At 66.3% G+C, this 23,169-nt stretch carries 22 protein-coding genes and 3 tRNA genes; 13 read left to right on the forward strand and 12 right to left on the reverse strand.

Features of this window, described 5'->3' with window-relative positions:
• Nucleotides 1–3 precede the first annotated feature (3 nt).
• The 9 genes from AAG816_RS11665 to AAG816_RS11705 all read left to right on the forward strand — a co-directional run bounded on the left by AAG816_RS11665 (nt 4) and on the right by AAG816_RS11705 (nt 5,645).
• A complete protein-coding gene (locus AAG816_RS11665) occupies nt 4–213 on the forward strand; it encodes a hypothetical protein (protein WP_341989794.1) in 210 nt (69 codons plus the stop codon).
• Nucleotides 214–247: 34 nt separating this feature from the next.
• Complete coding sequence (locus AAG816_RS11670) at nt 248–487, forward strand: hypothetical protein (protein WP_341989795.1); 240 nt, start codon at nt 248–250, stop codon at nt 485–487.
• Between the two features lie 9 nt (nt 488–496).
• Nucleotides 497–1,618, forward strand: a complete 1,122-nt coding sequence (gene dnaN, locus AAG816_RS11675) for a DNA polymerase III subunit beta (protein ID WP_341989796.1) — start codon at nt 497–499, stop codon at nt 1,616–1,618.
• 451 nt (nt 1,619–2,069) lie between these two features.
• Nucleotides 2,070–2,369, forward strand: a complete 300-nt coding sequence (locus AAG816_RS11680; protein ID WP_341989797.1) for a hypothetical protein — start codon at nt 2,070–2,072, stop codon at nt 2,367–2,369.
• Nucleotides 2,369–2,542, forward strand: a complete 174-nt coding sequence (locus tag AAG816_RS11685) for a hypothetical protein (RefSeq protein WP_341989798.1) — start codon at nt 2,369–2,371, stop codon at nt 2,540–2,542. Before AAG816_RS11680 ends, AAG816_RS11685 begins: the two co-directional genes overlap by 1 nt.
• Nucleotides 2,542–3,606 carry a phage Gp37/Gp68 family protein gene (locus AAG816_RS11690; protein WP_341989799.1) on the forward strand — a complete coding sequence of 355 codons (1,065 nt, stop codon included), beginning with the start codon at nt 2,542–2,544 and terminating at the stop codon, nt 3,604–3,606. The genes AAG816_RS11685 and AAG816_RS11690 overlap by 1 nt, the downstream gene beginning before the upstream one ends.
• Nucleotides 3,603–4,175, forward strand: a complete 573-nt coding sequence (locus AAG816_RS11695) for a hypothetical protein (protein WP_341989800.1) — start codon at nt 3,603–3,605, stop codon at nt 4,173–4,175. Before AAG816_RS11690 ends, AAG816_RS11695 begins: the two co-directional genes overlap by 4 nt.
• The gene (locus tag AAG816_RS11700) at nt 4,172–5,374 is read left to right on the forward strand and encodes a hypothetical protein (protein ID WP_341989801.1); all 1,203 of its coding nucleotides are present in this window, start codon (nt 4,172–4,174) and stop codon (nt 5,372–5,374) included. Before AAG816_RS11695 ends, AAG816_RS11700 begins: the two co-directional genes overlap by 4 nt.
• A 1-nt stretch (nt 5,375) precedes the next feature.
• Nucleotides 5,376–5,645, forward strand: a complete 270-nt coding sequence (locus AAG816_RS11705) for a hypothetical protein (protein WP_341989802.1) — start codon at nt 5,376–5,378, stop codon at nt 5,643–5,645.
• A gap of 1,242 nt (nt 5,646–6,887) precedes the next feature.
• On the opposite strand, the gene AAG816_RS11710 is transcribed toward AAG816_RS11705, so the two are convergent.
• The 11 genes from AAG816_RS11710 to AAG816_RS11760 all read right to left on the reverse strand — a co-directional run bounded on the left by AAG816_RS11710 (nt 6,888) and on the right by AAG816_RS11760 (nt 17,152).
• Nucleotides 6,888–6,964, reverse strand: a tRNA-Asp gene (locus tag AAG816_RS11710).
• Nucleotides 6,965–7,690: 726 nt separating this feature from the next.
• Entirely contained in the window at nt 7,691–8,008 is a 318-nt protein-coding gene (locus AAG816_RS11715) for a PilZ domain-containing protein (protein WP_341989803.1), read from the reverse strand.
• Nucleotides 8,009–8,221: 213 nt separating this feature from the next.
• Nucleotides 8,222–8,297: transfer RNA gene (locus tag AAG816_RS11720), tRNA-Val, on the reverse strand.
• A 481-nt stretch (nt 8,298–8,778) separates the two neighbouring features.
• A complete protein-coding gene (locus AAG816_RS11725) occupies nt 8,779–9,057 on the reverse strand; it encodes an HU family DNA-binding protein (RefSeq protein WP_341989804.1) in 279 nt (92 codons plus the stop codon).
• Nucleotides 9,058–9,266: 209 nt separating this feature from the next.
• Nucleotides 9,267–11,693 (reverse strand): endopeptidase La, encoded by a 2,427-nt coding sequence (gene lon / locus AAG816_RS11730; protein WP_341989805.1) that lies wholly within the window; start codon nt 11,691–11,693, stop codon nt 9,267–9,269.
• A gap of 12 nt (nt 11,694–11,705) precedes the next feature.
• Nucleotides 11,706–11,936, reverse strand: a complete 231-nt coding sequence (locus tag AAG816_RS11735; RefSeq protein ID WP_341989806.1) for a hypothetical protein — start codon at nt 11,934–11,936, stop codon at nt 11,706–11,708.
• Nucleotides 11,937–11,982: 46 nt separating this feature from the next.
• On the reverse strand, nt 11,983–13,251 hold the full coding sequence (gene clpX / locus AAG816_RS11740) for an ATP-dependent Clp protease ATP-binding subunit ClpX (RefSeq protein WP_341989807.1): 1,269 nt from the start codon (nt 13,249–13,251) through the stop codon (nt 11,983–11,985).
• 553 nt (nt 13,252–13,804) lie between these two features.
• Nucleotides 13,805–14,437, reverse strand: coding sequence for an ATP-dependent Clp protease proteolytic subunit (locus AAG816_RS11745; protein ID WP_341989808.1), 633 nt, complete (start codon nt 14,435–14,437; stop codon nt 13,805–13,807).
• Nucleotides 14,438–14,509: 72 nt separating this feature from the next.
• On the reverse strand, nt 14,510–15,859 hold the full coding sequence (tig, locus tag AAG816_RS11750; RefSeq protein ID WP_341989809.1) for a trigger factor: 1,350 nt from the start codon (nt 15,857–15,859) through the stop codon (nt 14,510–14,512).
• Between the two features lie 107 nt (nt 15,860–15,966).
• A tRNA-Leu gene (locus tag AAG816_RS11755) sits at nt 15,967–16,051 on the reverse strand.
• 198 nt (nt 16,052–16,249) lie between these two features.
• Nucleotides 16,250–17,152, reverse strand: coding sequence for a LysR family transcriptional regulator (locus tag AAG816_RS11760; protein ID WP_341989810.1), 903 nt, complete (start codon nt 17,150–17,152; stop codon nt 16,250–16,252).
• A gap of 92 nt (nt 17,153–17,244) precedes the next feature.
• Here AAG816_RS11760 and AAG816_RS11765 point away from each other — a divergent pair, with 92 nt between their 5' ends.
• Both AAG816_RS11765 and AAG816_RS11770 read left to right on the forward strand, forming a co-directional pair.
• The gene (locus tag AAG816_RS11765; protein WP_341989812.1) at nt 17,245–18,120 is read left to right on the forward strand and encodes an oxidoreductase; all 876 of its coding nucleotides are present in this window, start codon (nt 17,245–17,247) and stop codon (nt 18,118–18,120) included.
• 103 nt (nt 18,121–18,223) lie between these two features.
• On the forward strand, nt 18,224–19,489 hold the full coding sequence (locus AAG816_RS11770; protein ID WP_341989813.1) for a multicopper oxidase domain-containing protein: 1,266 nt from the start codon (nt 18,224–18,226) through the stop codon (nt 19,487–19,489).
• A gap of 74 nt (nt 19,490–19,563) precedes the next feature.
• On the opposite strand, the gene AAG816_RS11775 is transcribed toward AAG816_RS11770, so the two are convergent.
• On the reverse strand, nt 19,564–21,057 hold the full coding sequence (locus AAG816_RS11775; RefSeq protein ID WP_341989814.1) for an NAD(P)H-hydrate dehydratase: 1,494 nt from the start codon (nt 21,055–21,057) through the stop codon (nt 19,564–19,566).
• Nucleotides 21,058–21,272: 215 nt separating this feature from the next.
• Between AAG816_RS11775 and AAG816_RS11780 the strand changes: the two genes are divergently transcribed.
• Nucleotides 21,273–21,611: a P-II family nitrogen regulator gene (locus AAG816_RS11780; protein ID WP_012170130.1), complete on the forward strand. Its 339-nt coding sequence runs from the start codon at nt 21,273–21,275 to the stop codon at nt 21,609–21,611.
• Nucleotides 21,612–21,659: 48 nt separating this feature from the next.
• Entirely contained in the window at nt 21,660–23,069 is a 1,410-nt protein-coding gene (glnA, locus tag AAG816_RS11785) for a type I glutamate--ammonia ligase (RefSeq protein WP_341989815.1), read from the forward strand.
• Nucleotides 23,070–23,169 lie beyond the last annotated feature (100 nt).

A 23,169-nucleotide genomic window follows, 5' to 3' on the forward strand; every position in this document is an offset into this window, starting at 1 on the left:
GCCATGGCCAAGGCCGCGACCCTCAAGGCGCAGCGCCGCGAGATGATCGCGGCCTATGCCGGTGACCGCCGCCGGCACGATCAGAGCGCGCGGCTGGCTGGCCGGCTGCGCGCCCTCACCTGCGACATCCTGCGGGCGGAACTGCGCGCCGCCCGCGCCGCCAAGCCGGCGGCACCATCCGCGCCCGATCTGTTCTCGCTCCTTCCCGCTTGAGGCGCCCCATGGGGTCTGCCGAGGAGTCGCAACGATGAGCCAACGTTTTTACATGGTTTGGAACCCAGCCGGGCGCGCGCCGACCTTTCGCCACCCATCGTATGAAGGGGCCATGAGAGAGGCTCGCCGGCTTGCCCGGATGAATCCTTCCGAAGAGTTCATCGTCCTCGCAGCAGTCGCCACCGCCAAGGTGCCGGACATGGTGAAAGTTACGCCCTTCACGGGGCCAATCACCGTGTCCGCGCAGCCGGGTGATGACGAAATCCCCTTTTAGAGGCGCCCCATGAAACTCACCGTCCCCCGCGCCGCCTTGGCGGCGGCCACGGCGCACCTGTTCCGGGTGGTGGAGCGCCGCAACACAATTCCCATCCTCGCCAATCTGCTGTTGCGCACCGGCGCGGACGGCCTGTCGCTCACCGCCACCGATCTGGACATGGAGGCCACCACCCAGGTGCCCGCTGCCATCACCACCCCGGGCGTGGTCACCTTGCCCGCCGCGCAACTGAAGGACATCGCCGCCAAGGCCGCAGGCACGGACATCGAGATCACCGCCAATCCGGCCAATACCAGCCGCGCCGCCCTGCGCAGCGGCCGGGCGAAGTTCGATCTGCAATCCCTTCCCGAATCTGATTTCCCCAGCCTCGCCACCGGCGAGATGCCATCCCCGTGGAGCGTGCCGGCGCAGGCGCTGCGGGCATTGCTGGAGACGGTGGAATTCGCCATGTCCACCGAAGAGACCCGCTATTATCTGTGCGGCATCTACCTGCACCTGGTGCAGCATGACGGCGCGCCACATCTGGCCGCCGTCGCCACCGATGGCCACCGCCTGGCACTGCGCCGCATGGAGGCTCCGGAGGGCAGCGCAGGCATGCCCGGCGTCATCCTCCCCCGCAAGGCGGTGGGCGAGATGATCAAGATGCTCACCGCCCACGGCACCGATGCCGCGCAGCTGGCGGTGAACACCACCAAGCTGTGCCTGGAGGCCGGCGGCACCCGGCTCATCACCAAGCTGGTCGACGGCACCTATCCGGACTATGCCCGCGTCATCCCCGCCCAGGGCGCCACCGCCGTCACCCTCAAGCGCGCGGACCTCACCGCCGCCGTTGCCCGCGTCGCCACCGTCATCAGCGAGAAGGGCCGCGCGGTGAAGTTCGCCTTCGCGGAAGACGGGCTCACCCTCTCGGTCACCGGCACCGACACCGGCGAGGCCACGGACAAAGTGGAGAGCACCCACGCCGGCCCGCCGCTGGAGATCGGCTTCAACCCCACCTATGCCCTGCACATCGCCGCCGCCATGGCCAGCGATGACATGCGCATATCCCTCAACGATGCCGGCTCGCCCGCACTGATCAGCGGGGCCGATGACCCCGCCGCGCAGTTTGTGCTGATGCCGATGCGCATTTGAGTGGGAGGACGCTATGGCTGACCGCCCGATATTGTTCAGCGCGCCCATGGTCCGGGCCAACCTGCGGGAGATTGAGAAACCCGGCTTCGGGAAGACGCAGACGCGGCGCGTCCTACCATTCCAGCCAGGCGATCTAGATCACCCCTTCATGATGGCAGATGGCTCATGGCACGTGACTGGCTCCGTAGGCGACCACCTATCACCGTTGCCAGTGCGAATCCGTTCCGGCGACCGCCTGTGGGTGCGGGAGACGGTCGCATGTGGCGCCTGTGCCCCCAGCAAGCCCAGTCTTTGGTCGCCGTCATTCTGGCGGCGTGAGCAGGGATCACCATCCAACCCATCTGGGCTTTGGTACGAGGCCGACGGGCTGTCTCCAGAGCGCACGATCACGGATCGCGGGCGCTGGACGCCATGCATCCACATGCCCCGCTGGGCTTCCCGCATCACGCTCATGGTCACCAGCGTCAAGGTCGAGCGGTTGCAGGACATCAGCGAGGAAGATGCGATAGCGGAGGGGGTCGAGAAAGACCACGCTGCTGGCATGCCCAGCACGTGGGGATGGCACGACTATCTGCGCGGCGACGAAATCGCGAAGCGGCACTTCAGTGACGCGCGCGATAGCTACCGCACCCTATGGGACGCCATCAACGGCCCCGGCGCCTGGGACGCCAACCCATGGGTGGCCGCCTACACCTTCAAGCCGATGCTGGCCAACATCGACAGCGCTCAAGCGCGTGGCGAGGCCGCGTGATGGGCGAAGTCATCCCCTTCCGCCGGCCCACCGCCGCACTGCCACCGCTCACGGCCGAAGCCATTGCCGCGCCCGCCCTCATGGTCGGCGCCACCGGCTTTGCGCTCTACGCCGCCGGCGTGGTGCTGATCGCCCACGCCGCGCTTCTCCTACTCACCTTCTGGAGGCGATGATGGCTGATAAGTCCAACATCGAATGGACCGAGGCGACATGGAATCCCATCGTCGGGTGCTCCATCGTCTCGCCGGGATGCTCCAACTGCTACGCCATGAAGATGGCCCGGCGGATCGAGGCCATGCAGCCCGGCAGCCACTATGCCGGCACCACGCAGGTGGTGAACGGCAACGCGGTGTGGACCGGCAAGGTCGCGCTCGCACCCGAGCACATCCTAACCCAGCCGCTGCGCTGGTGCCGGCCGCGCAAGATCTTCGTGAACAGCATGGGCGACCTCTTTCATGAGAGCGTGCCAGACGAATGGATCGACCGCGTCTTCGCCGTCATGGCCCTGGCTCCGCAGCACACATTCCAGGTGCTGACGAAGCGCAGCGCGCGGATGCGGGCTTATTGCTCTGAGGTGCGCGAGACTTGGTGCAGGTCGGGTTCGCCAATTTCCGGGTCGGATCGCATTCACGAGGCCGCACTCTCGATCACAGGGAAGGAATGGCTGGAGGCCACGCCCGGCCAGTGGCCACTTCCGAACGTCAAGCTCGGCGTGTCGGCCGAGGACCAGCGCCGCGCCGATGAGCGCGTGCCGGATCTATTGGAGACGCCAGCGGCGGTGCGCTTCGTCTCGGCTGAGCCGCTGCTTGGGCCAATCAATTTTGCGCGGATTAGTCCCCGCACCTTTGCCGCCTATGCCAATAGCCTCACCGGCGTTTGGCAATGGGGCGGCGGCCCGTCGCGGGTGGAAACGCCCGGACTAGATTGGATCATCGGCGGCGGCGAGAGCGGCCCCTCCGCGCGGCCTATGCACCCCGACTGGGTGCGGGCCATCCGCGACCAGTGCGCAGCCGCGGACGTGCCGTTCTTCTTCAAGCAATGGGGAGAATGGGCGCCACCGAGCGTGCTCACCTATGACACGCTCACCAATTGCCGGCTTCAGGCGCGTGCGGAGGCCAATCCTTCACTAGTTCACGTCTTTCCTGACGGATTGAACATGGGGCGGATCGGTAAGCGCGCCGCCGGCCGACTGCTGGACGGCATCGAGCACAACGCCATGCCGGAGGCCCGCCGATGATCTCCGACAGCACCACCCACCGCGGCACGCTGTTCCAGCTGGTGAAGATCGCGCAAGCCGTCCTCGGAGCCGATGGCCGTACGCCGGATCTGGCGCGCCTGCGCGAGGATATGCCGGCCCTGCGCATCGCCATCTGCGATGCTGCCGCCTTCGCCCGCCGCGAAAACCACAGCCAGGGCCGCGCCGCATGGCCCATGCTGGCGCAGGCCTGCAACGTGACCCTGCACCACATCGCCGCCGATGACGGCACCGCCCCGGTGCGCGAGACCGTCACCCGCTGGAAAACCATCGTCGGCGCCCTGTTTCCGCTGGTGGCCGCCGATTGGCAAGCCTGGCGCGACGCCACCGCCCCGAAGCTCGGCAGCAGCGCGCCCGCCCCCATCGTCGCGGACGGCGACGGCCTGGACCCGCGCACCCATTTCGAGCGCTACGCCGCCCCGCGCGGCTACGACCTCACCCGCTACACCGCCGGCGAGTACAGGCACCCCGACACCCGCGAGGCGTGGGGGCTGTTCCAGTTCGCGGCGGGCATCGGCCGACCTTCACCTATGGCGGGAGAGACCCAATGAGCCGCGAAACACAGGAGCGCGAGGCGTTCGAAAAGTGGGCGTCCGGTGAAGGCTTCATCATCACCAAAGGTGCAGATGGGGACTATCTGTTCCCGGCAACCCGGATGCTGCTGAAGGGTTGGTTCGCCCGCGCCTCCGTCTATGCCCCTTCTGTGGGGGTGAAGGAAACGCCTTGCGACAGCCAATCTCGTGAGGCTCTTCGAGCCGTTGTGGCGGCGTGGGAAAACACCAAGTCTGGGCAGACAAATAGGGCTGAGATCCAGCGCTGGTTGATTGAGGACATGAAGCCCGCGATCGACGCCGCTCGTTCCGTCCTCGCAGCCGAGCCGAGCCACGCCGACGATCTTGCGGTTGACCGCTTCGCGGTCGCTATGAAAGCCAAGCTCGCGAAGAAGCGCGCAGAAGGCCGCGGCGGCTGGGACGACAAGGGAGCGTGTTCGAATTCGGCTTTGACGCGACTTCTTCGTAATCACGTCGAGAAGGGCGATCCGATAGATGTTGGCAATCTTGCGATGATGATCCACCAGCGTGGCGAGCGCGTCGCCGCTCTCACCCCCTCCCCCAAGGGGGGGGCAGATGGGGACGAAGCGCGCCAACTGGCGGAGGTGGTTCTTTCGATGCAGTTCGCGTCGGCACCTGGCCAGCACGCTCGCAGCCTGGCGCGCCACGTTCTCGGCTTGCGCGATCCGCACGGTGCCTCAGATGAGGTGGTGGCGATCACCACGAACGGAACCACTCGGTTCGTGCCCAAGGGCGAGCCCGTGTTTCTCGTCCGGGGGCAGGACGCCGCGGGCGCCGCGACCGTGCGGGCGTGGTCGGACATGGCGGAAGCCGGCGGCGCGGCGCCTGATATTATTGAGAAGGCCCGCTCGCAGGCTGATCTCATGGAGGCATGGCCGGTCAAGAAAAACGCCGACCTTCCTGCAGGCTGGCAATCACAGCGGCCGCCTGTTCAGGCCCCCAAGGGGGTGGATGCTGTGGAGGTGCGGGAGGACGCCGCAAAGCTGATAGAAAGCATGATTTGGGAGCATCCCTATGCGGGGCATCCCACCAGCCGCATGGCGCTCGCTATTGCAGCCAAGGACGTGCGGCGAGGTCGCAAGCTGACCCCATCCGAGCAACTAGTCAATCTGGCCAAGGCTATGCAGGAAGCCAACGAAGAAGGCGGCACCCCCGACACCTCCAAGATGGAGGACTGACATGCGCTTCCACGTCGATCCCCGCGATGTCCCGACCCATGTCGCCGCCCGCCGGCTGGGCATGTCGGAAGCCGAATTCACTGCCGTGCTGCTGAAGCTGCAGGCGCGCGGCTTTCCGCTGGCGGACCCCGACACCGGGCGCTTCGACCTGCAGGCGATCGACCAATGGATGGACCAGCGCAGCGCCTTGACGGCGCCGGCCGGACCGCGCGACGCTCGAGTGTCCGGGATGGCGCGCATCGCCAGTTTGCGAGAGAGCCGTGGGAACTGACAAGATCCGTTACCTGGTGTTTTTGCAGAATCGGTGGCGCTGGCGCCCCACCAAGGCCATGCGCGCCATGGGCTTCCGGCTCATCACCTTCGGCCCCGCCCTCACCGAAGCCGACAAAATCGCCGCCATCCGCCTCAATAGCGAGTGGGACAAGGCCCGCCGCGGCGGTGGCGGCACCGAGGCGCCGCGCTTTCCGCCCGGCAGCGTGGGCGACGGCTATGTGCGGGCCATGGGCATGCGGGCCGAAGGGCGCCGGCTGGCCAAGACCGAATGGACATCCGAGCATTCAAGCCGGGATGACTGGCCACGCGCCTGGCGCTGGATCGGCCCAGCCTTTGGTGACTTCGATCCCCGCACCATCCCGCCGGAAATGATGCAGGCTTTCCGCGCCACGGTGGTGGAATGCATCTCCGAGAGCGAAGCCCACCGGGTGATCAAGATCTGGCGGGCGCTGTGGAAGCGCATGTCGGTGATGGGCTATTGCGAGCGCGAGCGCGATCCCTCGCTGGCCATGCCCAACTCCGCACCGGCGCCGCGCGCCCATCTATGGACCGATCATGACGTAAAGCGCCTGGTGCAGGGCGCATGGCGGGCGGGCTATGCCGGCTTGGCGGCGTGCATGGCCGTGGCGTGGGACAGCCAATTGTCCCCGGTGGATGTGCGCACCCTCACGCCGGCGCAGCGGCTGCGGGACGGCCAGGGCAGCTATTTCGATGTAGCCCGGGCCAAGACCGGGCGCGCCGCTGCCGCGACGCTGTCGCAGTGGTCGGAAGCGATTCTCGATCACTATGTGGCCGGGCTGGGCTTCATCCTGATCGACAGCGCGCCTATTTTCCGCACCCGGGCGATCAGCGCCACCGAGGGCGGCGGCCGGCCATGGGCGCCGCGCCCCTATACCAAGGACAAACTGGGGAAGGATTTTGCCACCGTGCGGGCGCTGGTATTCGGCCCCACCGAGCGACGCCAGCTGGCGGACATGCGCCGCTCCGGCACCGTCGAGGCGTTCGCGGGCGGCGCGTCCGCCGGAAGCGTGTCCACCAAGATGGCGAACACCCTGTCCGCATCGAGCCGATTGCAGAAGACCTACAACCCCGTGGAAGTTGCAACGGTGCGGCAGGTGGACAATGCTCGAACCGTGGGCCGGGCGCGCATGCGCGAACAAAAGGCCACACAAAGTGTCACATCGATGGAGGGGAAAGTGTCACAACCGAGCGCGAAAACGGCTCAAGTCATTGAAGTGAATGGCGGGAGTGACGGGGCTCGAACCCGCGACCTCCGGCGTGACAGGCCGGCGCTCTAACCAACTGAGCTACACCCCCGAAGCGGCCGCCAGCAGGGGGCGGCGCGTCGAGTGGCCGGTTGATACGGCGCCCCACTTATCAAGTCAAGCGAGGGCAATTCGTTTTCATGACACCTGTGCAAAACTCCCCGCGCAAACGCTGACGATCCCGTGCGAGACCCGCCGCGGCGGGCACGTTTCTGCCTTCGGCGCGCGTGGTGCGCCCCTCCCCCGTGCCGCTGGCATCGGGCCACCACGGCGTGCGGCTTGTCTCATTCTTTTTCAGATCCCGACTCGCGCCGACCCGGTGCGCGGCGCCGCCGGCAAACGACGCGTGGCGCGACACGCGCGCGGCAGGCCGGGAGCTGGGGCCATGGGGCGACCGGTGACGCGGGAGCGGAGGACAGGCGGGGAATGCGGAGGCGACGCCAGAATGCCCCACAGGGTCCGGCCGGGAGGAACGTGGCCAGAAGGAAGGTGGCCAGGAACTCCGTGGCCAGGACCTCAACGACCGACCTCAAGGACCGGAGATGCGTGGCCAGGGGCGCGTTGGTCAGAAGAACGCCGGTCAGGAGCGGGCGCGGATGCACCGCACCGGGTACGATGCGGACGGTGCGATCCCTGGCGCGCGGTGCGCGGCGGGGCCAAGGCCTGCGCCCGGGCGGCGCGGACGGACGTCGCAGAGCGCCAGATAAGAACCAGATCAGAAACGGTGAGCCAGCGCCACGCTGGCGTTAGGAGCCGCCTGGACGGGCTGGAACGGGGATCAGTAGACCACGCCGTCGGAAAGGAACTTCACGCCCACACGGCCCGCGTCGCGCCACTGGAGGGCCACCGGCACGCTCTTCATGAAGGTCTCGCCGAGAATCAGGACGTTGAACTCGTCCGGAACCTCTTTTTCGGCCGCGATACGGATCTGGGCGCCGCGCGACGACATGTCGGTGATCTCGCCGAAGCAGACCTGCTGATCGTCGCGCATGATCCAGGCCCGCTGCGAGGTGGGGTATCGCTTCGCAGCCCGGCGATTCTGCTGCTGATGCTCAGCAACGGACCAGGCACTCACATGAAAGATATGGCGTCCCATGGGGGTGACCTTACGCGTGAGAGTGGGCGCTACGTGAAGGCCCCCCCGAGCGCCCCGATCTTCACCGGATGCGACCGAACCTTCGGCATTGCCTGAAGTAACAGGAAACCGCCCTTGGCTGTCGTGGGGCTGACACGGCAACGCGTGTTGGTTGGGCTAAAGCCGAACGTTGCACGCACGCCTGGAAATGGATGGGGCCGAAACCTGTGAAACTGGTGGGCGGTGACGGGCTCGAACCGCCGACCCTCTCGGTGTAAACGAGATGCTCTACCAACTGAGCTAACCGCCCTTGACCCGCGCGCCCACCGCAACATACGGCGCACCGGTCGAGACGCGCGGTTTAACCATCCAGGCTCCCTGGACGCAAGAGGCTGGGGCGTTCCATGCCCAGGACCGCACCTTCGCCGGCGGTCGCCGCACCGCTCGTGCGGCGGCGCTGACACCGCGCAGGAGCCCTCCGCCACGGCCGAAGATTGATTCAGAAAGACCGACTCAGAGCGCGAGAGAGAGATGAGTGCCTGTCGGGATGCGCCGGACATCCCCACCGGGGGCCTGTCGTGCGGCGCCGATGGCCGGCCCCAGAGGCGGAGATAAGGGCGAACCATGGGGATTGGACCCAATGGGCTCGCGGAAGGTGGTTTCAGAGGGCCTGGGAGGCCCCGTCAGGAGAGTTCGGAGCCGAAGTGCCGCACAAGCCAGCCCCGGATCCGCAGGACGCGTCCGGGGCGCTCCACCCGCATCCGCGGGGGAGCGCCGCTCGGAACGTCAGATCAGCTGTTGACGGCTTCCTTCAGGCCCTTGCCGGGCGTGAACTTGGGAGCCTTGGACGCATTGATCTTCACCGGCTTGCCGGTGCGGGGGTTGCGACCCTCGCGGGCAGCGCGGGTGACGACCGAGAAGGAGCCGAAGCCGATCAGCTTCACTTCTTCGCCGTCCTGCAGCGCCTTGGCGATGATGTCGAACGTTGCGTCCACAGCAGCCGCCGCAGCCGCCTTGGTGAGCTTGGCCTCTTCGGCCACCGCGGCGATCAGTTCGTTCTTGGTGGTCATGTGACCGTTCCTTCCATTGTCTCTCTTCGAATCGCGGGGCCTGGGCCATCACGATGCGCGGGAAGCTTTACGGAAAATGTGGCTTTTGCAAGCGGCAAGCGCCACAAACCCGCATAAATGCAGGATTTCCCACCGTTTCGCAGACAAAAGAAAACGGGCGGCGCGAGGTTCGCGCCGCCCGTTGTAATTAGCTAACCCGTTGAAATCGCTTAGTGCGCAACCACACCGGCCGCATCGTCATCCGCGACAACCGCTTCCGCGCCGCTCACCGGACGTTCGGTCCAGGAAATCGGCTCGGGACGGCGCACCAGGGCATGAGTGAGCACCTCGTCCATGTGCGTCACCGGAATGATTTCCAGTGCGTTCTTCACATTGTCCGGGATGTCCGCCAGATCCTTGGCGTTCTCCTCGGGGATGAGCACCCGCTTGATACCGCCGCGCAGCGCCGCCAGCAGCTTCTCCTTGAGGCCGCCGATGGGCAGCACGCGGCCGCGCAAGGTGATCTCGCCGGTCATCGCCACGTCGCGGCGCACGGGAATGCCCGTGAGCACCGAAACGATGGTTGTGACCATGGCCACGCCCGCCGACGGCCCGTCCTTCGGGGTGGCCCCCTCCGGCACATGGACGTGGATGTCGCGACGCTCGAACAAAGGCGGCTCGATGCCGAAGTCCACGGCCCGCGAGCGCACATAGGATGCGGCCGCGGAGATGGATTCCTTCATCACTTCCTTCAGATTGCCGGTCACGGTCATGCGGCCCTTGCCGGGCATCATGACGCCTTCAATGGTCAGCAACTCGCCGCCCACCTCGGTCCAGGCCAGACCGGTGACCACACCCACCTGATCCTCGCGCTCGATCTCGCCATACCGGTAACGCGGCACGCCGAGGAAGTCCTCGAGGTTCTTGGCGGTGACCTTCACCGACTTCTTCTTGGACATGATCAGTTCCTTGACCGCCTTGCGGGCAAGGGTGGACATCTCACGCTCCAGGTTGCGGACGCCCGCCTCCCGTGTGTAGCGCCGGATCACCTGCATCAAGGCGCCATCGTCGATGGACCATTCCTTGGGCTGCAGACCATGCTTCTGCATGGTGTTGGGGATCAGGTGCTTGCGCGCGATCTCCAGCTTCTCATCCTCGGTGTATCCGGCGATGCGGATCACCTCCATCCGGTCCAGCAGTGCCGGCGGGATGTTGAGGGTGTTGGCGGTGGTCACGAACATCACGTTCGAGAGGTCGTAGTCCACTTCCAGATAGTGATCGGCAAAGGTGCCGTTCTGCGCCGGATCCAGCACCTCGAGCAGAGCCGAGGACGGATCGCCGCGGAAATCGGCGCCCATCTTGTCGATCTCATCCAGCAGGAACAGCGGATTGGACTTCTTGGCCTTCCGCATGGACTGGATGATCTTGCCCGGCATGGAGCCGATATAGGTCCGCCGGTGGCCACGGATCTCCGCTTCGTCGCGCACGCCGCCCAGGGAGACGCGCACGAACTCACGGCCCGTCGCCTTGGCGATGGACTTGCCCAGCGAGGTCTTGCCCACGCCCGGCGGTCCGACCAGGCACAGGATCGGGCCGGTCAGCTTGTTGGCGCGGCTTTGGACCGCCAGATACTCGATGATCCGCTCCTTGACCTTGTCCAGGCCATGGTGATCGGCATCCAGCACCGACTGGGCGAAGGGCAGATCCTTCTTGATCTTGCTCTTCACGCTCCACGGGATCGACAGCAGCCAATCCAGATAATTGCGCACCACGGTGGCTTCCGCCGACATGGGCGACATCTGGCGCAGCTTCTTCAGCTCATGGGTGGCCTTTTCACGGGCTTCCTTGGTGAGCTTGGTGCTCTTGATGCGGTCTTCCAGTTCCTGAAGGTCGTCGCGACCGTCTTCGTCGCCCAGTTCCTTCTGGATCGCCTTCATCTGCTCGTTGAGATAGTATTCGCGCTGGGTCTTCTCCATCTGGCGCTTCACCCGCGTGCGGATGCGCTTCTCCACCTGGAGCACGGAGATTTCATTCTCCATCAGGCCCAGCACCTTCTCCAGCCGGTCGGCGACCTTGATGGTCTCCAGCACGGCCTGCTTCTCGGGGATCTTCACCGCGAGATGCGAGGCGATGGTATCGGCCAGCTTGGCATGGTCGTCGATCTGGCCGACGACGCCCACCACTTCCGGCGACACCTTCTTGTTGAGCTTCACATAGTTTTCGAACTCGTTGACCACCGAGCGCGCGAGCGCCTCGGCCTCCACCGGGTCGCCGGCATCGCCGTCGAGGGTGATGGCTTCGGCCTCATAGAGGTCGGTGCGGTCCGTATACTGGACCACCTGCGCCCGGGTGACGCCTTCCACCAGCACCTTGACGGTGTTGTCGGGCAGCTTCAGCAGTTGCAGCACGGTGGCCAGCGTGCCGACGCGATAGATGGCATCGGTGGCCGGATCGTCGTCGGAGGCATTCTCCTGGGTGGCCAGCAGAATGTAGCCGTCTCCGCGCATGACCTCTTCAAGGGCGCGGATCGACTTCTCGCGACCCACGAACAGGGGGACGATCATATGGGGAAACACCACGATGTCCCGCAGGGGGAGCACCGGGTACGTCTGGGCGACGCCGGGAACGAGAGGGGGGCGCGGCTTCGGGCTCGTCATGACCCAATCCTTTCATAAGGCGCTCATGCAAACGGAAGATGATCCGCCTGCATCGCGCAGCCGGGACGGGATCGGGATTTCAATGCTGATGCGGCGGAACTGCCGCGGGAGGCACAGGAACCGAGACCCGTTGACCGGAATCTTCTCTACAGAAATGGAGAGCGCGCCATAGGCTTTCAAGGTCGCCGGAAACATTCCCAACGCGGGATGGTCCAGCGTCTTTCCCAGGGCGATATCAGGCACTTCCCCCGCCTTTCACCGGCGGGGGAAGAACAGGGGGCAGAGCCCCTCACGCACTGGCGCCGGCGTCGCCGACACGGTCCGCGTAGATGTAGAGCGGGCGGGCGCCCTGCTCGACCACTTCCTTGCTGATCACCACCTCTTCCACGCCTTCCAGGCCCGGAAGATCGAACATGGTGTCCAGCAGGATGCCTTCCATGATGGAGCGCAGGCCGCGGGCGCCGGTCTTGCGTTCGATCGCCTTGCGGGCGATGGCGCCGAGGGCCTCCTCATGGATGGTGAGATCCACGTTCTCCATCTCGAACAGGCGCTGATACTGCTTCACCAGCGCGTTCTTGGGCTCGGACAGGATCTGCTTGAGGGCGGCCTCGTCCAGATCGCCCAGGGTCGCCAGCACGGGCAGGCGGCCGATGAATTCCGGGATCAGGCCGTACTTCAGCAGATCCTCGGGCTCCACTTCGCGGAACACTTCGCCGGGGCGACGGTCTTCCACCGAGGCGACCTTGGCGCCGAAGCCGATGGAGGTGCCGCCCTTGCCCCGGGTGGCGATGATCTTGTCCAGCCCGGCGAACGCGCCGCCGCAGATGAACAGGATGTTGGTGGTGTCCACCTGCAGGAATTCCTGCTGGGGATGCTTGCGGCCGCCCTGGGGCGGCACGGAGGCCACAGTGCCCTCCATGATCTTCAGCAGCGCCTGCTGCACGCCCTCGCCCGACACGTCGCGGGTGATGGACGGATTGTCGGACTTGCGACTGATCTTGTCGATTTCGTCGATATAGACGATGCCGCGCTGGGCCCGCTCCACATTGTAGTCGGCGGCCTGGAGCAGCTTGAGGATGATGTTCTCCACATCCTCGCCCACATAGCCGGCCTCGGTCAGCGTGGTGGCGTCGGCCATGGTGAACGGCACGTCGAGGATGCGCGCCAGCGTCTGGGCCAGCAGCGTCTTGCCGGAGCCCGTGGGGCCGATCAGCATGATGTTCGACTTGGCCAGTTCCACATCGCCATGCTTGGAGGCGTGGTTTAGGCGCTTGTAGTGGTTGTGCACCGCCACCGAGAGGACCTTCTTCGCATGCTCCTGGCCGATGACATAGTCATCCAGGACCTTGCGGATTTCCTTCGGGGTCGGGATGCCGTCCCGCGACTTCACGAGGGAGGACTTGCTCTCCTCGCGAATGATGTCCATGCACAGCTCGACACACTCGTCGCAAATGAAGACCGTAGGCCCTGCGATGAGCTTGCGGACCTCGTGCTGGCTTTTGCCGCAGAACGAGCAGTAAAGCGTGTTCTTGCTGTCGCTGCCGCCGGTCTTGCTCATCTTCATCTCCGTGCGGTCCGACCCACGCAAGACGCGATGCCCTTTGGAGGGGCCTCCCGCCGTCGCGAGACGGAACCCTTGCGGGGGCGATGCGCTAATGCGCCCCGCTCCCCTTGCGGCCTTGCGACCGCACCTCAGCTACCCCTCACGACCTTGCGGCTGCCTGGGGACCTCCAGCCTCGCGGCTGTCACATCCCGGACACCCTGGACAGTGCCCGTTCTCTCACCCTAACGCCGCAACCTTGCGGCAGGACGTCACCGAAGCATCCCTGGAGGACGCAATCAAGGCACATGCATATAATGTGCCTGATCTGTTCTGCCAGATCGATCCAGTTTGAACGAAGGAAGATCCATCGCGCACGCCGGATCGTGCGCCGCCATCGGATGCGATGGCTGCGTCGGAGCGACCGAGGCGGGTGTCACCTCCCCGGCGAAACGCCTTACGGCGATACCCCGACGCAGCCGATCCAATGCCGGCTACCGGAGCATGCAAGCGCGATATGGCAGCGCACGCAAGTGCGACGCGTGCGCTGCCCCCTGAAAACGGACCCGATCAGGCCTTGGCGGCCTCATCGGCGGGCCGCTTGTCGAGCACGGAATCGATCAGTCCGAACTCGGCAGCGGCGGCGGCGGTCATGAAGTTGTCGCGCTCGAGGGCGTCCTCGATGGCCTTCAGCTCCTGGCCGGTATGCTTCACATAGATTTCATTGAGCCGCTGCTTGAGGCTCATGATTTCCTTGGCGTGGAGCATGATGTCCGTCACCTGGCCCTGGAACCCGCCCGAAGGCTGGTGGACCATGATTCGAGCATTCGGCAGCGCGAACCGCAGGCCTTTTTCGCCGGCGGTGAGCAGCAGGGAGCCCATGGAGGCGGCCTGGCCGATGCAGAGCGTGGACACCGCCGGGCGGATGAACTGCATGGTGTCGTAGATGGCGAGGCCCGAGGTCACAATTCCACCGGGGGAATTGATGTACATCGAAATCTCTTTCTTGGGGTTTTCCGCCTCAAGAAACAGCAGCTGCGCCACCGTCAGGGTCGACATCCCGTCTTCCACCGGACCGGTGAGGAAGATGATCCGCTCCTTCAGAAGGCGCGAATAGATGTCGTAGGACCGCTCCCCACGGTTGGTCTGCTCGACCACCATGGGGACCAGGTAATTCATGTAGGTATCAACAGGATCACGCATTTTCGGTCCTCGGCGCGGGAATGGCGCGCGATTTCGTCGCAGGCGAAGAGGGACTGAAAAAAGGAGGCCTGATCAGGCCGCCTTCTCCTCATCTTCCTTATAGAGCTCCTCGCGCGAGACCGGCTTTTCGGTCACGTTCGCAAGCTCCAGCAGGAAGTCGACGACCTTCTCCTCGAACAGGGGTGCACGAAGGGACGCCATCGCCTGCGGCGTGCGGCGATAATAATCCCATACCTGCTGTTCCTGGCCGGGGAACTGACGCGCCCGCTCCACCACCGCGCGCGTCACCTCGTCGTCGGTGACCTGTATATTGTTGCGCTCACCGATCTCCGCAAGAACCAGCCCGAGGCGCACGCGACGCTCGGCAATGCGCTGATACTCGACGCGGGCGTCCTCTTCCGTGGTGCCCTCGTCGGCGAAGGTGCGCTTCTGCTGCGCCAGATCCTGCTGGACCTGACCCCACACGCCGTCGAACTCCTGGCTCACCAGGGTCGGGGGCACGTCGAATTTGTGGGTGGCGTCCAGGGCATCGAGCAGCGCGCGCTTCACCTTCTGGCGGGTGGCGCCGTCATGCTCCTTGACGATGCGCTCGCGCACCTGCTCCTTGAGCTTCTCCAGGCTTTCCTGGCCCAGCGAGGTGGCGAAGGCGTCGTCGATGGCCATCTCGCCCGGGGCTTCCACGGCCGAGGCCTTCACCGCGAACGAGGCATCCTTGCCGGCCAGGGTGTCGGAGAGATAGTTGACCGGGAACGTCACGTTCACGGTGCGCTCCTCACCGGCGGAGAGCCCGATCAGCTGCTCTTCGAAGCCGGGGATGAAGCTGTTGGAGCCGATCACCACCGGCACGGCCTCGCCGGCGCCGCCATCGAACGGCACGCCGTCGATGGAGCCCACGAAGTCCACGGTGATGCGGTCGCCGGAGGCGGCGGCGCCGTCCTTCGGGGTGTAGGGGCGGTTGCCCTCGGCGAGACGGGTCACGGTCTCGTCCACTTCGGCGTCGGTGACGATGGCCACCGGCTTCTCGATGGCGATGTCCTTGAAGTTGCCCAGCTCGATCTTGGGCAGCACTTCCAGCTCGACGGTGTAGGTGAGGTCGGTGAGACCTTCGATCACACTCTTCACTTCGTCTTCGGACTGGGGCAGCTCGACCTTGGGCGGCAGCGCCAGGCGCAGGCCGTTGTCCTCGACGATCTTGCCATTGGCTTCGGTCACGGCCTGGTCGATCACCTCGGCCATCACCGACTTGCCGTACAGCGCCTTGATGTGCGCGACGGGCACCTTGCCGGGACGGAAGCCGTTGATCTTCACCTTGTCCTTCAGCTCGATGAGGCGGTCCTTGGCCTTGGCATCGAGTTCGGCCGCGGGGAGCACCACGGTATAGGCGCGCTTGAGGCCCTCGGCCTGGGTTTCGGTCACCTGCATCGTCTTGCCTTCATTCCAGTGCCGCGCGCGGCAGATTCAATCGAAACTCGTGCGGTCTCCCCGGTACCGAGGAGCCGATACATCCCAACGGAAACGAGTGGGAGACGTGGTGCGGGCGGAGGGACTCGAACCCCCACGACTTTCGCCACGGGAACCTAAATCCCGCGCGTCTACCAGTTCCGCCACGCCCGCATGCAGTCGACTTTCCGATACGCCCGCGCAGACCGCGCGCACACAGATCATCGCCCGCTCGACCAATGACTCGGGTCCGGCCGGGTTGCGGCTTATATCACGCTGCGTTCCCGGTGCAGCAAGAAAAAGCGGGCCTGTGAACGGCGATCCTGCGGGATCTTCCGCGCCGTCGCGCCCGCCCGCGCCCCGCACCGCCCCTCACCGGCCCGCCGCCTTCACATGGTCGATGAACGCCCGCAGCGGCGCCGGCACCAGCCGCCGGCCGGGATAATAGAGGAACGGACCGGAAAAGCTCTGCCACCACGGCTCCAGCACCGGCTCCAGGGCGCCGCTGTCCAGATGCGGACGCAGCCAGTCCTCGAACAGATGGATGATGCCGGCGCCCGCCAGGGCCGCCGCCACCGCCAGGTCCACCGTGGCGCCCCCCACCACCATCAGCGGCCCCGCCGGCTCGATCCGCACCACCGCGCCGGCCTGCTCAAATTCCCATGGCACCGTCGCCCCGGAGCCGAAGCGGCCGCGCAGGCAGGCATGGGCGAGCAGATCCCTGGGATGGGCGGGCCGACCGCGCCGATCCAGATAGGCGGGCGCGGCGGCAGTGGCGAAGCGCTGCAGCGGCGGGCCGATGGGCACGGCGATCATGTCCTGCTCCAGCCGCTCGTCATAGCGAATGCCCGCATCGCAGCCGGAGGCCACCAGATCGACAAATCCGTCCTCGGCGGTCACCTCCAGCTGAATATCCGGATGGGCCGCCAAAAACCCCGGCACCAGCGCCGGCAGCACCAGCCGGGCGACGCTGATGGGCACGTTCAGCTTTAATGTCCCCTTGGGCTGGTCGCGGAAGCCGTTCACCACGTCGAGGGCCGCTTCCACCTCGGTCAGCGCCGGCGCCAGGCGTTCCAGCAGGCGGGCCCCGGCTTCCGTGGGCACCACGCTGCGGGTGGTCCGGTGCAGGAGGCGCACCCCAAGCTGGGTTTCCATGCGGCGCACCGCCTCGCTCAGGCTCGACGCGCTGACGCCGCTGGCGCGGGCGCCATCGCGGAACCCTTTGGCCCGCGCCACCGCAAGAAAGGCGTTCAGATCGTCCAGCCGCACCTGCATTGTTCGCCTTCCTGCACAGCCCGTGCGGATTATAGCGGATTATCGTGTGGATGGCGCGGGAGTAGCTTGCGGCACCCTCAGGAGCCCCCCAAATGCCTCTCGATCTCTCCGACACCTTTACCCTCGGCACCCGCCCGGTGCGGCGGCTCGGCTATGGCGCCATGCAACTGGCCGGCCCCGGCGTGTTCGGCCCGCCCAAGGATCCCGATGCCGCCCGTGCCGTGCTGCGCGCCGCCGTGGCCGCCGGCGTCAACCATATCGATACCAGCGATTTCTACGGGCCGCACGTCACCAACCAGCTGATCCGGGAGGCGCTGGCGCCCTATCCCGAGGATCTGGTGATCGTCACCAAGGTGGGCGCGCGGCGGGGTGCCGATGCCGCGTGGATCCCCGCCTTCGCACCGGCGGAACTGACGGCGGCGGTGGAGGACAATCTGCGCCACCTCGGCCGCGAGGTGATGGACGTGGTGAATTTGCGCCTCATGTTCGGTGTTCACGTCCCCGCCGAAGGGGACGTGGCGCCGCTGCTGGAGCCGCTGGTGGCGCTGCAGCGCCGGGGGCTGATCCGCCACATCGGCCTCAGCAATGCCACCTCAGCCCAAGTGGCCGCCGCGCGGGGCCTCTGCGACATCGTGTGCGTGCAGAACCACTACAATCTCGCCCACCGGGCCGACGATGCCCTGATCGACGATCTGGCCCGTGCCGGCATCGCTTATGTGCCTTTCTTCCCCCTTGGCGGCTTCAGCCCGCTGCAATCCACCGTTCTGTCCCAGGTGGCCGACGGCCTTGGGGCCACGCCCATGCAGGTAGCTCTGGCTTGGCTGCTGCACCGCTCGCCTAACATCCTGTTGATTCCCGGCACCGCGTCGGTGGCGCATCTCACCGAGAATCTCGCCGCCGCAGCGCTTGCTCTCTCTCCTGCGGACTTGGCCGCGCTGGACGGCATCGCCACTCAGACCGCCGCCTGAGGTCGCGATTGGCGGGACAATGGTGCCGCCAATCGCCCCTTGCCCTTTGCCCGCCGACAAGAGAAGGTCGCCCCGCCTGCTTCTCAAGTCGCGGAGAGATGCCTTGCGCGTACCGCTGTTTTCCCGCCGCGCCGCTTTGACCGGCGCCGCAGCTTTGACCCTGAGCGGCGCCCTGCCGCGCTTGGCCTCCGCCCAGACGGCCGCCCCGGCCTCCCCGGTCTCGCTCAAGGCCGCCGCGGCGAGCCGCATCGAGCTGGCCGGCAGCAAGCCGCTGGACCTGTTCGCGGACGCCCTGCCCGGCCCCACCTTGCGGGTGAAGAAGGGCGCGCCCCTGTCGGTGGTCGCCGCCAACGATCTCAAGACCCCGTTCGACCTCACCTGGCACGGGGTGCGGGTGCCCAATGCCCTGGACGGGGTGCCCGGCCTCACCGGCCCGGCCATCGCCCCCGGTCAGAACCGGCCCCTGAGCTTCACGCCCCCGGATGCCGGCACCTTCTGGTATCACGCCTTCGACCCGGCCCAGGCCAATCGCGCGCTGTCCGGCGCACTGATCGTGGACGAGCCCGGCCCCTCGCCGTTCGGCGCCGACCATGTGATGTTCATCCAGACCTGGGCGCCGGACCCCAGCATGACGGTGCCGCTCATCACCGTGAACGGCGCGGTCTCCCCCACCCTCCAGGCCCCCGCCGCCGCCCGCGCCCGGCTGCGCCTGATCAATGGTTCGCTGGAATTCCTGCGGCTGCATGTGGTGGATGCCCAGAGCTGGGTGATCGCCATCGACGGCCAGCCCACCACCCCGTTCGCCCTCAAGGACGGCCGGGTGCAATTGGTGCCCGGCGGGCGTATCGATCTGGCGCTGGATGTGAACCTCAACGGCGGCAGCGGCGATCCCATCGTGCTGGAGATCGAGACCACCCGCGCCCCGGTGCAGCTGGCCCTGATAGCCCCGGTGGGAGCCAGCAATCTGCCGGCGCCGCCGGCCACCCCGGCGCCGCTGCCGACCAACGACCTGCCCGAGAAGATCCCCCTGGAGGGGGCCGCCCGGTTCGAACTGCCCTTGGGGCCGAATGCGACACATCTGAAGGATTTTGTCTCACTCGGGGTGGTGCAAACGGGGAAGTCCGTGGTCATCACCCTATCGAACAAAGTGGAGTCACCCGTCGCGGTGCATTTCCACGGCATGCCGGTGCGGGTGCTGGACGGCATGGACGACGGCTGGAAACCCTGGTGGCACGACACCGTTCCCGTCCCCGCCCGCGCCACGGTGCGGGTCGCGCTGAAGGCGGACGCCCCCGGCAAATGGGCCATCATCGCCCAGCGCGGCGGCTCCGGCGAAGTGCTGGCCGCCGCCAGCTATGAGGTGAAATAGCCCCTGAATCCGGGCGCCCCTAGGGCGCCCGGATGTCTGGCCGTTTTGGCGTTTTCCGCTTTTACTCCCAGACCTTAGCCGCCCGCCAGATCGGCAAACAGCCGGCGATAGACCTGCGGCAGCGCCTCCGGCAAATCGTCGGCGATCATCCCCGGCCCGGCGACCGTGGCCGCCTCCCCATGCAGCCACACCGCCGCCGCCGCCGCCTCGAACGGCGCCATGCCCTGAGCCAGCAGGCCACCGCACATGCCGGCCAGCACATCCCCCGCCCCGGCGGTGGCCAGGAACGGCGGGGCATTCTCGGCAATGCTCGCCCGCCCATCGGGCGCCGCCACCACCGTATCCGCCCCCTTCAGCACCACCACCGCCCCCAGCACCCGCGCCGCCGCCCGCGCCCGGACCAGCTTGTCCGCCGTGGGCGGAACCGCGTCCGCACCCGCGAACAGGCGGGCGAATTCGCCTTCGTGGGGGGTGACGATGGCCCCGTGGGCGCAGGCCAAAAGCGCCGCCAATGCACTGGCATCACTGGCAAAACTGGTGAGCGCGTCCGCATCCAGCACGACGCTGCGCCCGGCTCCGGCGGCCGCCGCCACCAGCGCGCGGGTCTCCTCCCCCACCCCGAGCCCCGGCCCCAGCACCACGGCGCAGAGCCGGCGATCCGCCAGCAGCGCCACCAGATCGGCGGCGCTCGCCACCGGCTTGGCCATCAGCGCCGCATAGGAGGCCGCATGCAGCGGCAGGGCCTCCTCCGGCATGGCCACCGTGACCAGCCCCGCCCCGGCCCGCAGGCAGGCCCGCGCCGACAGCCGCGCCGCCCCCGTTGTCCAGCGCCCGCCGCTAACCACCACCGCATGCCCGCGAGCATATTTGTGCCCCAGCGCCGCCGGCACCGGGAACGCCGCCCGCCACAGCTCCGGGCCGTTGACGCTGGTGAGCGGGCGGATCTGCCCCAGCACCCCATCGGGGATGCCGATATCCGCCACCCGCACCTTGCCGCACAAGGCGCGGCCCGGCAGCAGCAGATGGCCCGGCTTGCGGCGGAAGAAGGTGACCGTCTCCACCGCCGCGGCCGCCGCCCCGCGCACCTGCCCGGTGGCCCCATCCAGGCCCGAGGGCAGGTCCACGGCGATGATCGGGGTGCCGCTGGCGGCCATGCGCTCCAACAGGGCGAGGGCCGCCCCGTCGAGGTCGCGGGCCAGCCCGGCGCCGAACAGGGCGTCGATGAGGAGGTCGGTATCGCTTAAATCAAGGGCAGATGGGTCCTCCACCGCCCCCCTCCAGCGCGCTGCGGCTCCTGCGGCATCCCCGCCCAATCGCTCAACCTGACCGAGCAGGCCCAGGCGCACCCGATAGCCGCGCTGCGTGAGCACCCGCGCCGCCACAAAACCGTCACCTCCATTGTTGCCGGGGCCGCATAGAATGGTGATTCGTGTGGATAAAGGACGCCGGGCCACCACGTCTGCGACCGCCGCGCCGGCCCGGTCCATGAGCACCGATCCGGGGGTACCTCCCGCGATGGCGAGGCCATCGGCCTGCGCCATTTCACCGGGATCGAGAAGCTCTTTCATGGGGTGTGCTCCGAGGGCTGCCTAAAACGCATCCAAATCTTGTGCGCCGCACGAAAATTTTCCGCCTATTTTAAAGGCGATATGCATATTTTTTTGGCATCAAAAAGCATCCTCGCCTGCGGCGATGCGGCAATGGCACGGGTGGCATATATCGTGCTTACAACAGGGCGGCTCGTCCGATCGGCGGAGAGGGCGAGTCACGGGAGACGGAGCGCATGAAGAAGATCGAGGCGATCATCAAGCCCTTCAAGCTCGATGAAGTGAAGGAAGCCCTTCAGGAAGTCGGCCTGCAGGGTATCACTGTCACCGAAGCCAAGGGTTTCGGGCGTCAGAAGGGGCATACGGAATTGTACCGCGGTGCCGAGTATGTGGTGGATTTTCTCCCGAAGGTGAAGATCGAGGTCGTACTCGCGGACGACATGGTAGAAAAGGCCGTGGAGGCCCTCCTTCGCGCCGCCCAGACGGGGCGGATCGGCGATGGGAAGATCTTCGTGTCGAGCATCGAGGAAGCGATCCGTATTCGCACCGGAGAGACCGGCCTCGACGCCATCTAGTGTCCGTCGACCCAGAAGCAATAAATTTCAGGAAAGGCGCTTATCCAAATGAAAACGGCCAAGGAAGTCCTCGACTTCATCAAGTCGAACGACGTCAAATATGTTGATCTGCGCTTCACCGACCCGCGCGGCAAGTGGCAGCACGTGACCTTCGACATCACCATGGTCGACGAGGACTTCTTCGCCGAAGGCCAGGCCTTCGACGGCTCGTCCATCGCCGGCTGGAAGGCCATCAACGAGTCCGACATGCTGCTCATGCCGGATCCCTCGACCTCCTGCGTCGACCCCTTCTTCTCCGAGACCACGCTGTCCATCGTCTGCGACGTGCTCGAGCCCACCACCAACGAGCCCTACGGTCGCGACCCGCGCGGCATCGCCCGCAAGGCCGAAGCCTATCTGCAGTCCACCGGCATCGGTGACACCGTGTTCTTCGGCCCCGAGGCCGAATTCTTCATCTTCGACGACGTGAAGTTCAAGGCCGACCCGTACAACACGGGCTTCAAGCTGGACTCCATGGAGCTGCCGACCAACGGCGACACCGATTATGAAGGCGGCAACCTCGGCCACCGCATCAAGACCAAGGGCGGCTACTTCCCCGTGCCCCCGCTCGACAGCGCCCAGGACATGCGCTCCGAGATGCTCGCCTCCATGGCCAAGATGGGCGCCCGCGTCGAGAAGCATCACCACGAAGTGGCGTCCGCGCAGCACGAGCTGGGCCTGAAGTTCGGCCCGCTGGTCACCATGGCCGACCATCTGCAGATCTATAAGTACTGCATCCATCAGGTCGCCAACATCTATGGCAAGACCGCCACTTTCATGCCGAAGCCCGTCTATGGCGACAATGGCTCGGGCATGCACGTCCACCAGTCCATCTGGAAGGACGGCAAGCCGGTGTTCGCCGGCGACAAGTATGCCGACCTCAGCCAGGAATGCCTGTGGTACATCGGCGGCATCATCAAGCATGCCAAGTCGCTGAACGCCTTCACCAACCCGCTGACCAACTCCTACAAGCGTCTGGTCCCGGGCTATGAAGCCCCCGTGCTGCTGGCCTATTCGGCCCGCAACCGTTCGGCCTCCTGCCGCATCCCCTTCACCAGCAACCCGAAGGCCAAGCGGGTCGAGGTTCGCTTCCCCGATCCGGGCGCGAACCCCTATCTGGCGTTCGCCGCTCTGTTCATGGCCGGCATCGACGGCATCCTGAACAAGATCGATCCCGGCGCGGCCATGGACAAGGATCTGTACGATCTGCCCCCGGCCGAGCTGAAGCAGATCCCCACCGTGTGCGGCTCGCTCCGCGAAGCGCTGGAGTCCCTGGCTGCCGATCACGACTACCTGCTGAAGGGCGACGTGTTCCAGAAGGACTTCATCGAGTCCTATATCGACCTCAAGATGACGGAAGTCGCTCGCTTCGAGATGACCCCGCATCCGGTCGAGTTCGAGATGTACTACTCGGTCTGAGGCCGTCTGCGTTGGCCGTCAGCGGCCGGCGCGCATCGCCTTCTGATCTTGAGTTTCTCCCAGACTGGGGCGCCTTCGGGCGCCCCTTTTGTTTATGGGG

The organism is Azorhizobium sp. AG788, assembly GCF_943371865.1.
In the GTDB taxonomy this organism is placed as follows: domain Bacteria; phylum Pseudomonadota; class Alphaproteobacteria; order Rhizobiales; family Xanthobacteraceae; genus Azorhizobium.

What these genes read in the sequence shown, in the direction of transcription:
- AAG816_RS11775 (WP_341989814.1), bottom strand. Translation starts at nt 21,057, where the DNA reads ATGAAAGAGCTTCTCGATCCCGGTGAAATGGCGCAGGCCGATGGCCTC.
- dnaN (WP_341989796.1), top strand. Translation starts at nt 497, where the DNA reads ATGAAACTCACCGTCCCCCGCGCCGCCTTGGCGGCGGCCACGGCGCAC.
- AAG816_RS11715 (WP_341989803.1), bottom strand. Translation starts at nt 8,008, where the DNA reads ATGGGACGCCATATCTTTCATGTGAGTGCCTGGTCCGTTGCTGAGCAT.
- AAG816_RS11685 (WP_341989798.1), top strand. Translation starts at nt 2,369, where the DNA reads ATGGGCGAAGTCATCCCCTTCCGCCGGCCCACCGCCGCACTGCCACCG.
- AAG816_RS11680 (WP_341989797.1), top strand. Translation starts at nt 2,070, where the DNA reads ATGGTCACCAGCGTCAAGGTCGAGCGGTTGCAGGACATCAGCGAGGAA.
- AAG816_RS11690 (WP_341989799.1), top strand. Translation starts at nt 2,542, where the DNA reads ATGGCTGATAAGTCCAACATCGAATGGACCGAGGCGACATGGAATCCC.
- AAG816_RS11745 (WP_341989808.1), bottom strand. Translation starts at nt 14,437, where the DNA reads ATGCGTGATCCTGTTGATACCTACATGAATTACCTGGTCCCCATGGTG.
- AAG816_RS11700 (WP_341989801.1), top strand. Translation starts at nt 4,172, where the DNA reads ATGAGCCGCGAAACACAGGAGCGCGAGGCGTTCGAAAAGTGGGCGTCC.
- tig (WP_341989809.1), bottom strand. Translation starts at nt 15,859, where the DNA reads ATGCAGGTGACCGAAACCCAGGCCGAGGGCCTCAAGCGCGCCTATACC.
- AAG816_RS11780 (WP_012170130.1), top strand. Translation starts at nt 21,273, where the DNA reads ATGAAGAAGATCGAGGCGATCATCAAGCCCTTCAAGCTCGATGAAGTG.
- AAG816_RS11760 (WP_341989810.1), bottom strand. Translation starts at nt 17,152, where the DNA reads ATGCAGGTGCGGCTGGACGATCTGAACGCCTTTCTTGCGGTGGCGCGG.
- lon (WP_341989805.1), bottom strand. Translation starts at nt 11,693, where the DNA reads ATGACGAGCCCGAAGCCGCGCCCCCCTCTCGTTCCCGGCGTCGCCCAG.
- AAG816_RS11725 (WP_341989804.1), bottom strand. Translation starts at nt 9,057, where the DNA reads ATGACCACCAAGAACGAACTGATCGCCGCGGTGGCCGAAGAGGCCAAG.
- AAG816_RS11665 (WP_341989794.1), top strand. Translation starts at nt 4, where the DNA reads ATGGCCAAGGCCGCGACCCTCAAGGCGCAGCGCCGCGAGATGATCGCG.
- AAG816_RS11705 (WP_341989802.1), top strand. Translation starts at nt 5,376, where the DNA reads ATGCGCTTCCACGTCGATCCCCGCGATGTCCCGACCCATGTCGCCGCC.
- glnA (WP_341989815.1), top strand. Translation starts at nt 21,660, where the DNA reads ATGAAAACGGCCAAGGAAGTCCTCGACTTCATCAAGTCGAACGACGTC.
- AAG816_RS11695 (WP_341989800.1), top strand. Translation starts at nt 3,603, where the DNA reads ATGATCTCCGACAGCACCACCCACCGCGGCACGCTGTTCCAGCTGGTG.
- clpX (WP_341989807.1), bottom strand. Translation starts at nt 13,251, where the DNA reads ATGAGCAAGACCGGCGGCAGCGACAGCAAGAACACGCTTTACTGCTCG.
- AAG816_RS11765 (WP_341989812.1), top strand. Translation starts at nt 17,245, where the DNA reads ATGCCTCTCGATCTCTCCGACACCTTTACCCTCGGCACCCGCCCGGTG.
- AAG816_RS11670 (WP_341989795.1), top strand. Translation starts at nt 248, where the DNA reads ATGAGCCAACGTTTTTACATGGTTTGGAACCCAGCCGGGCGCGCGCCG.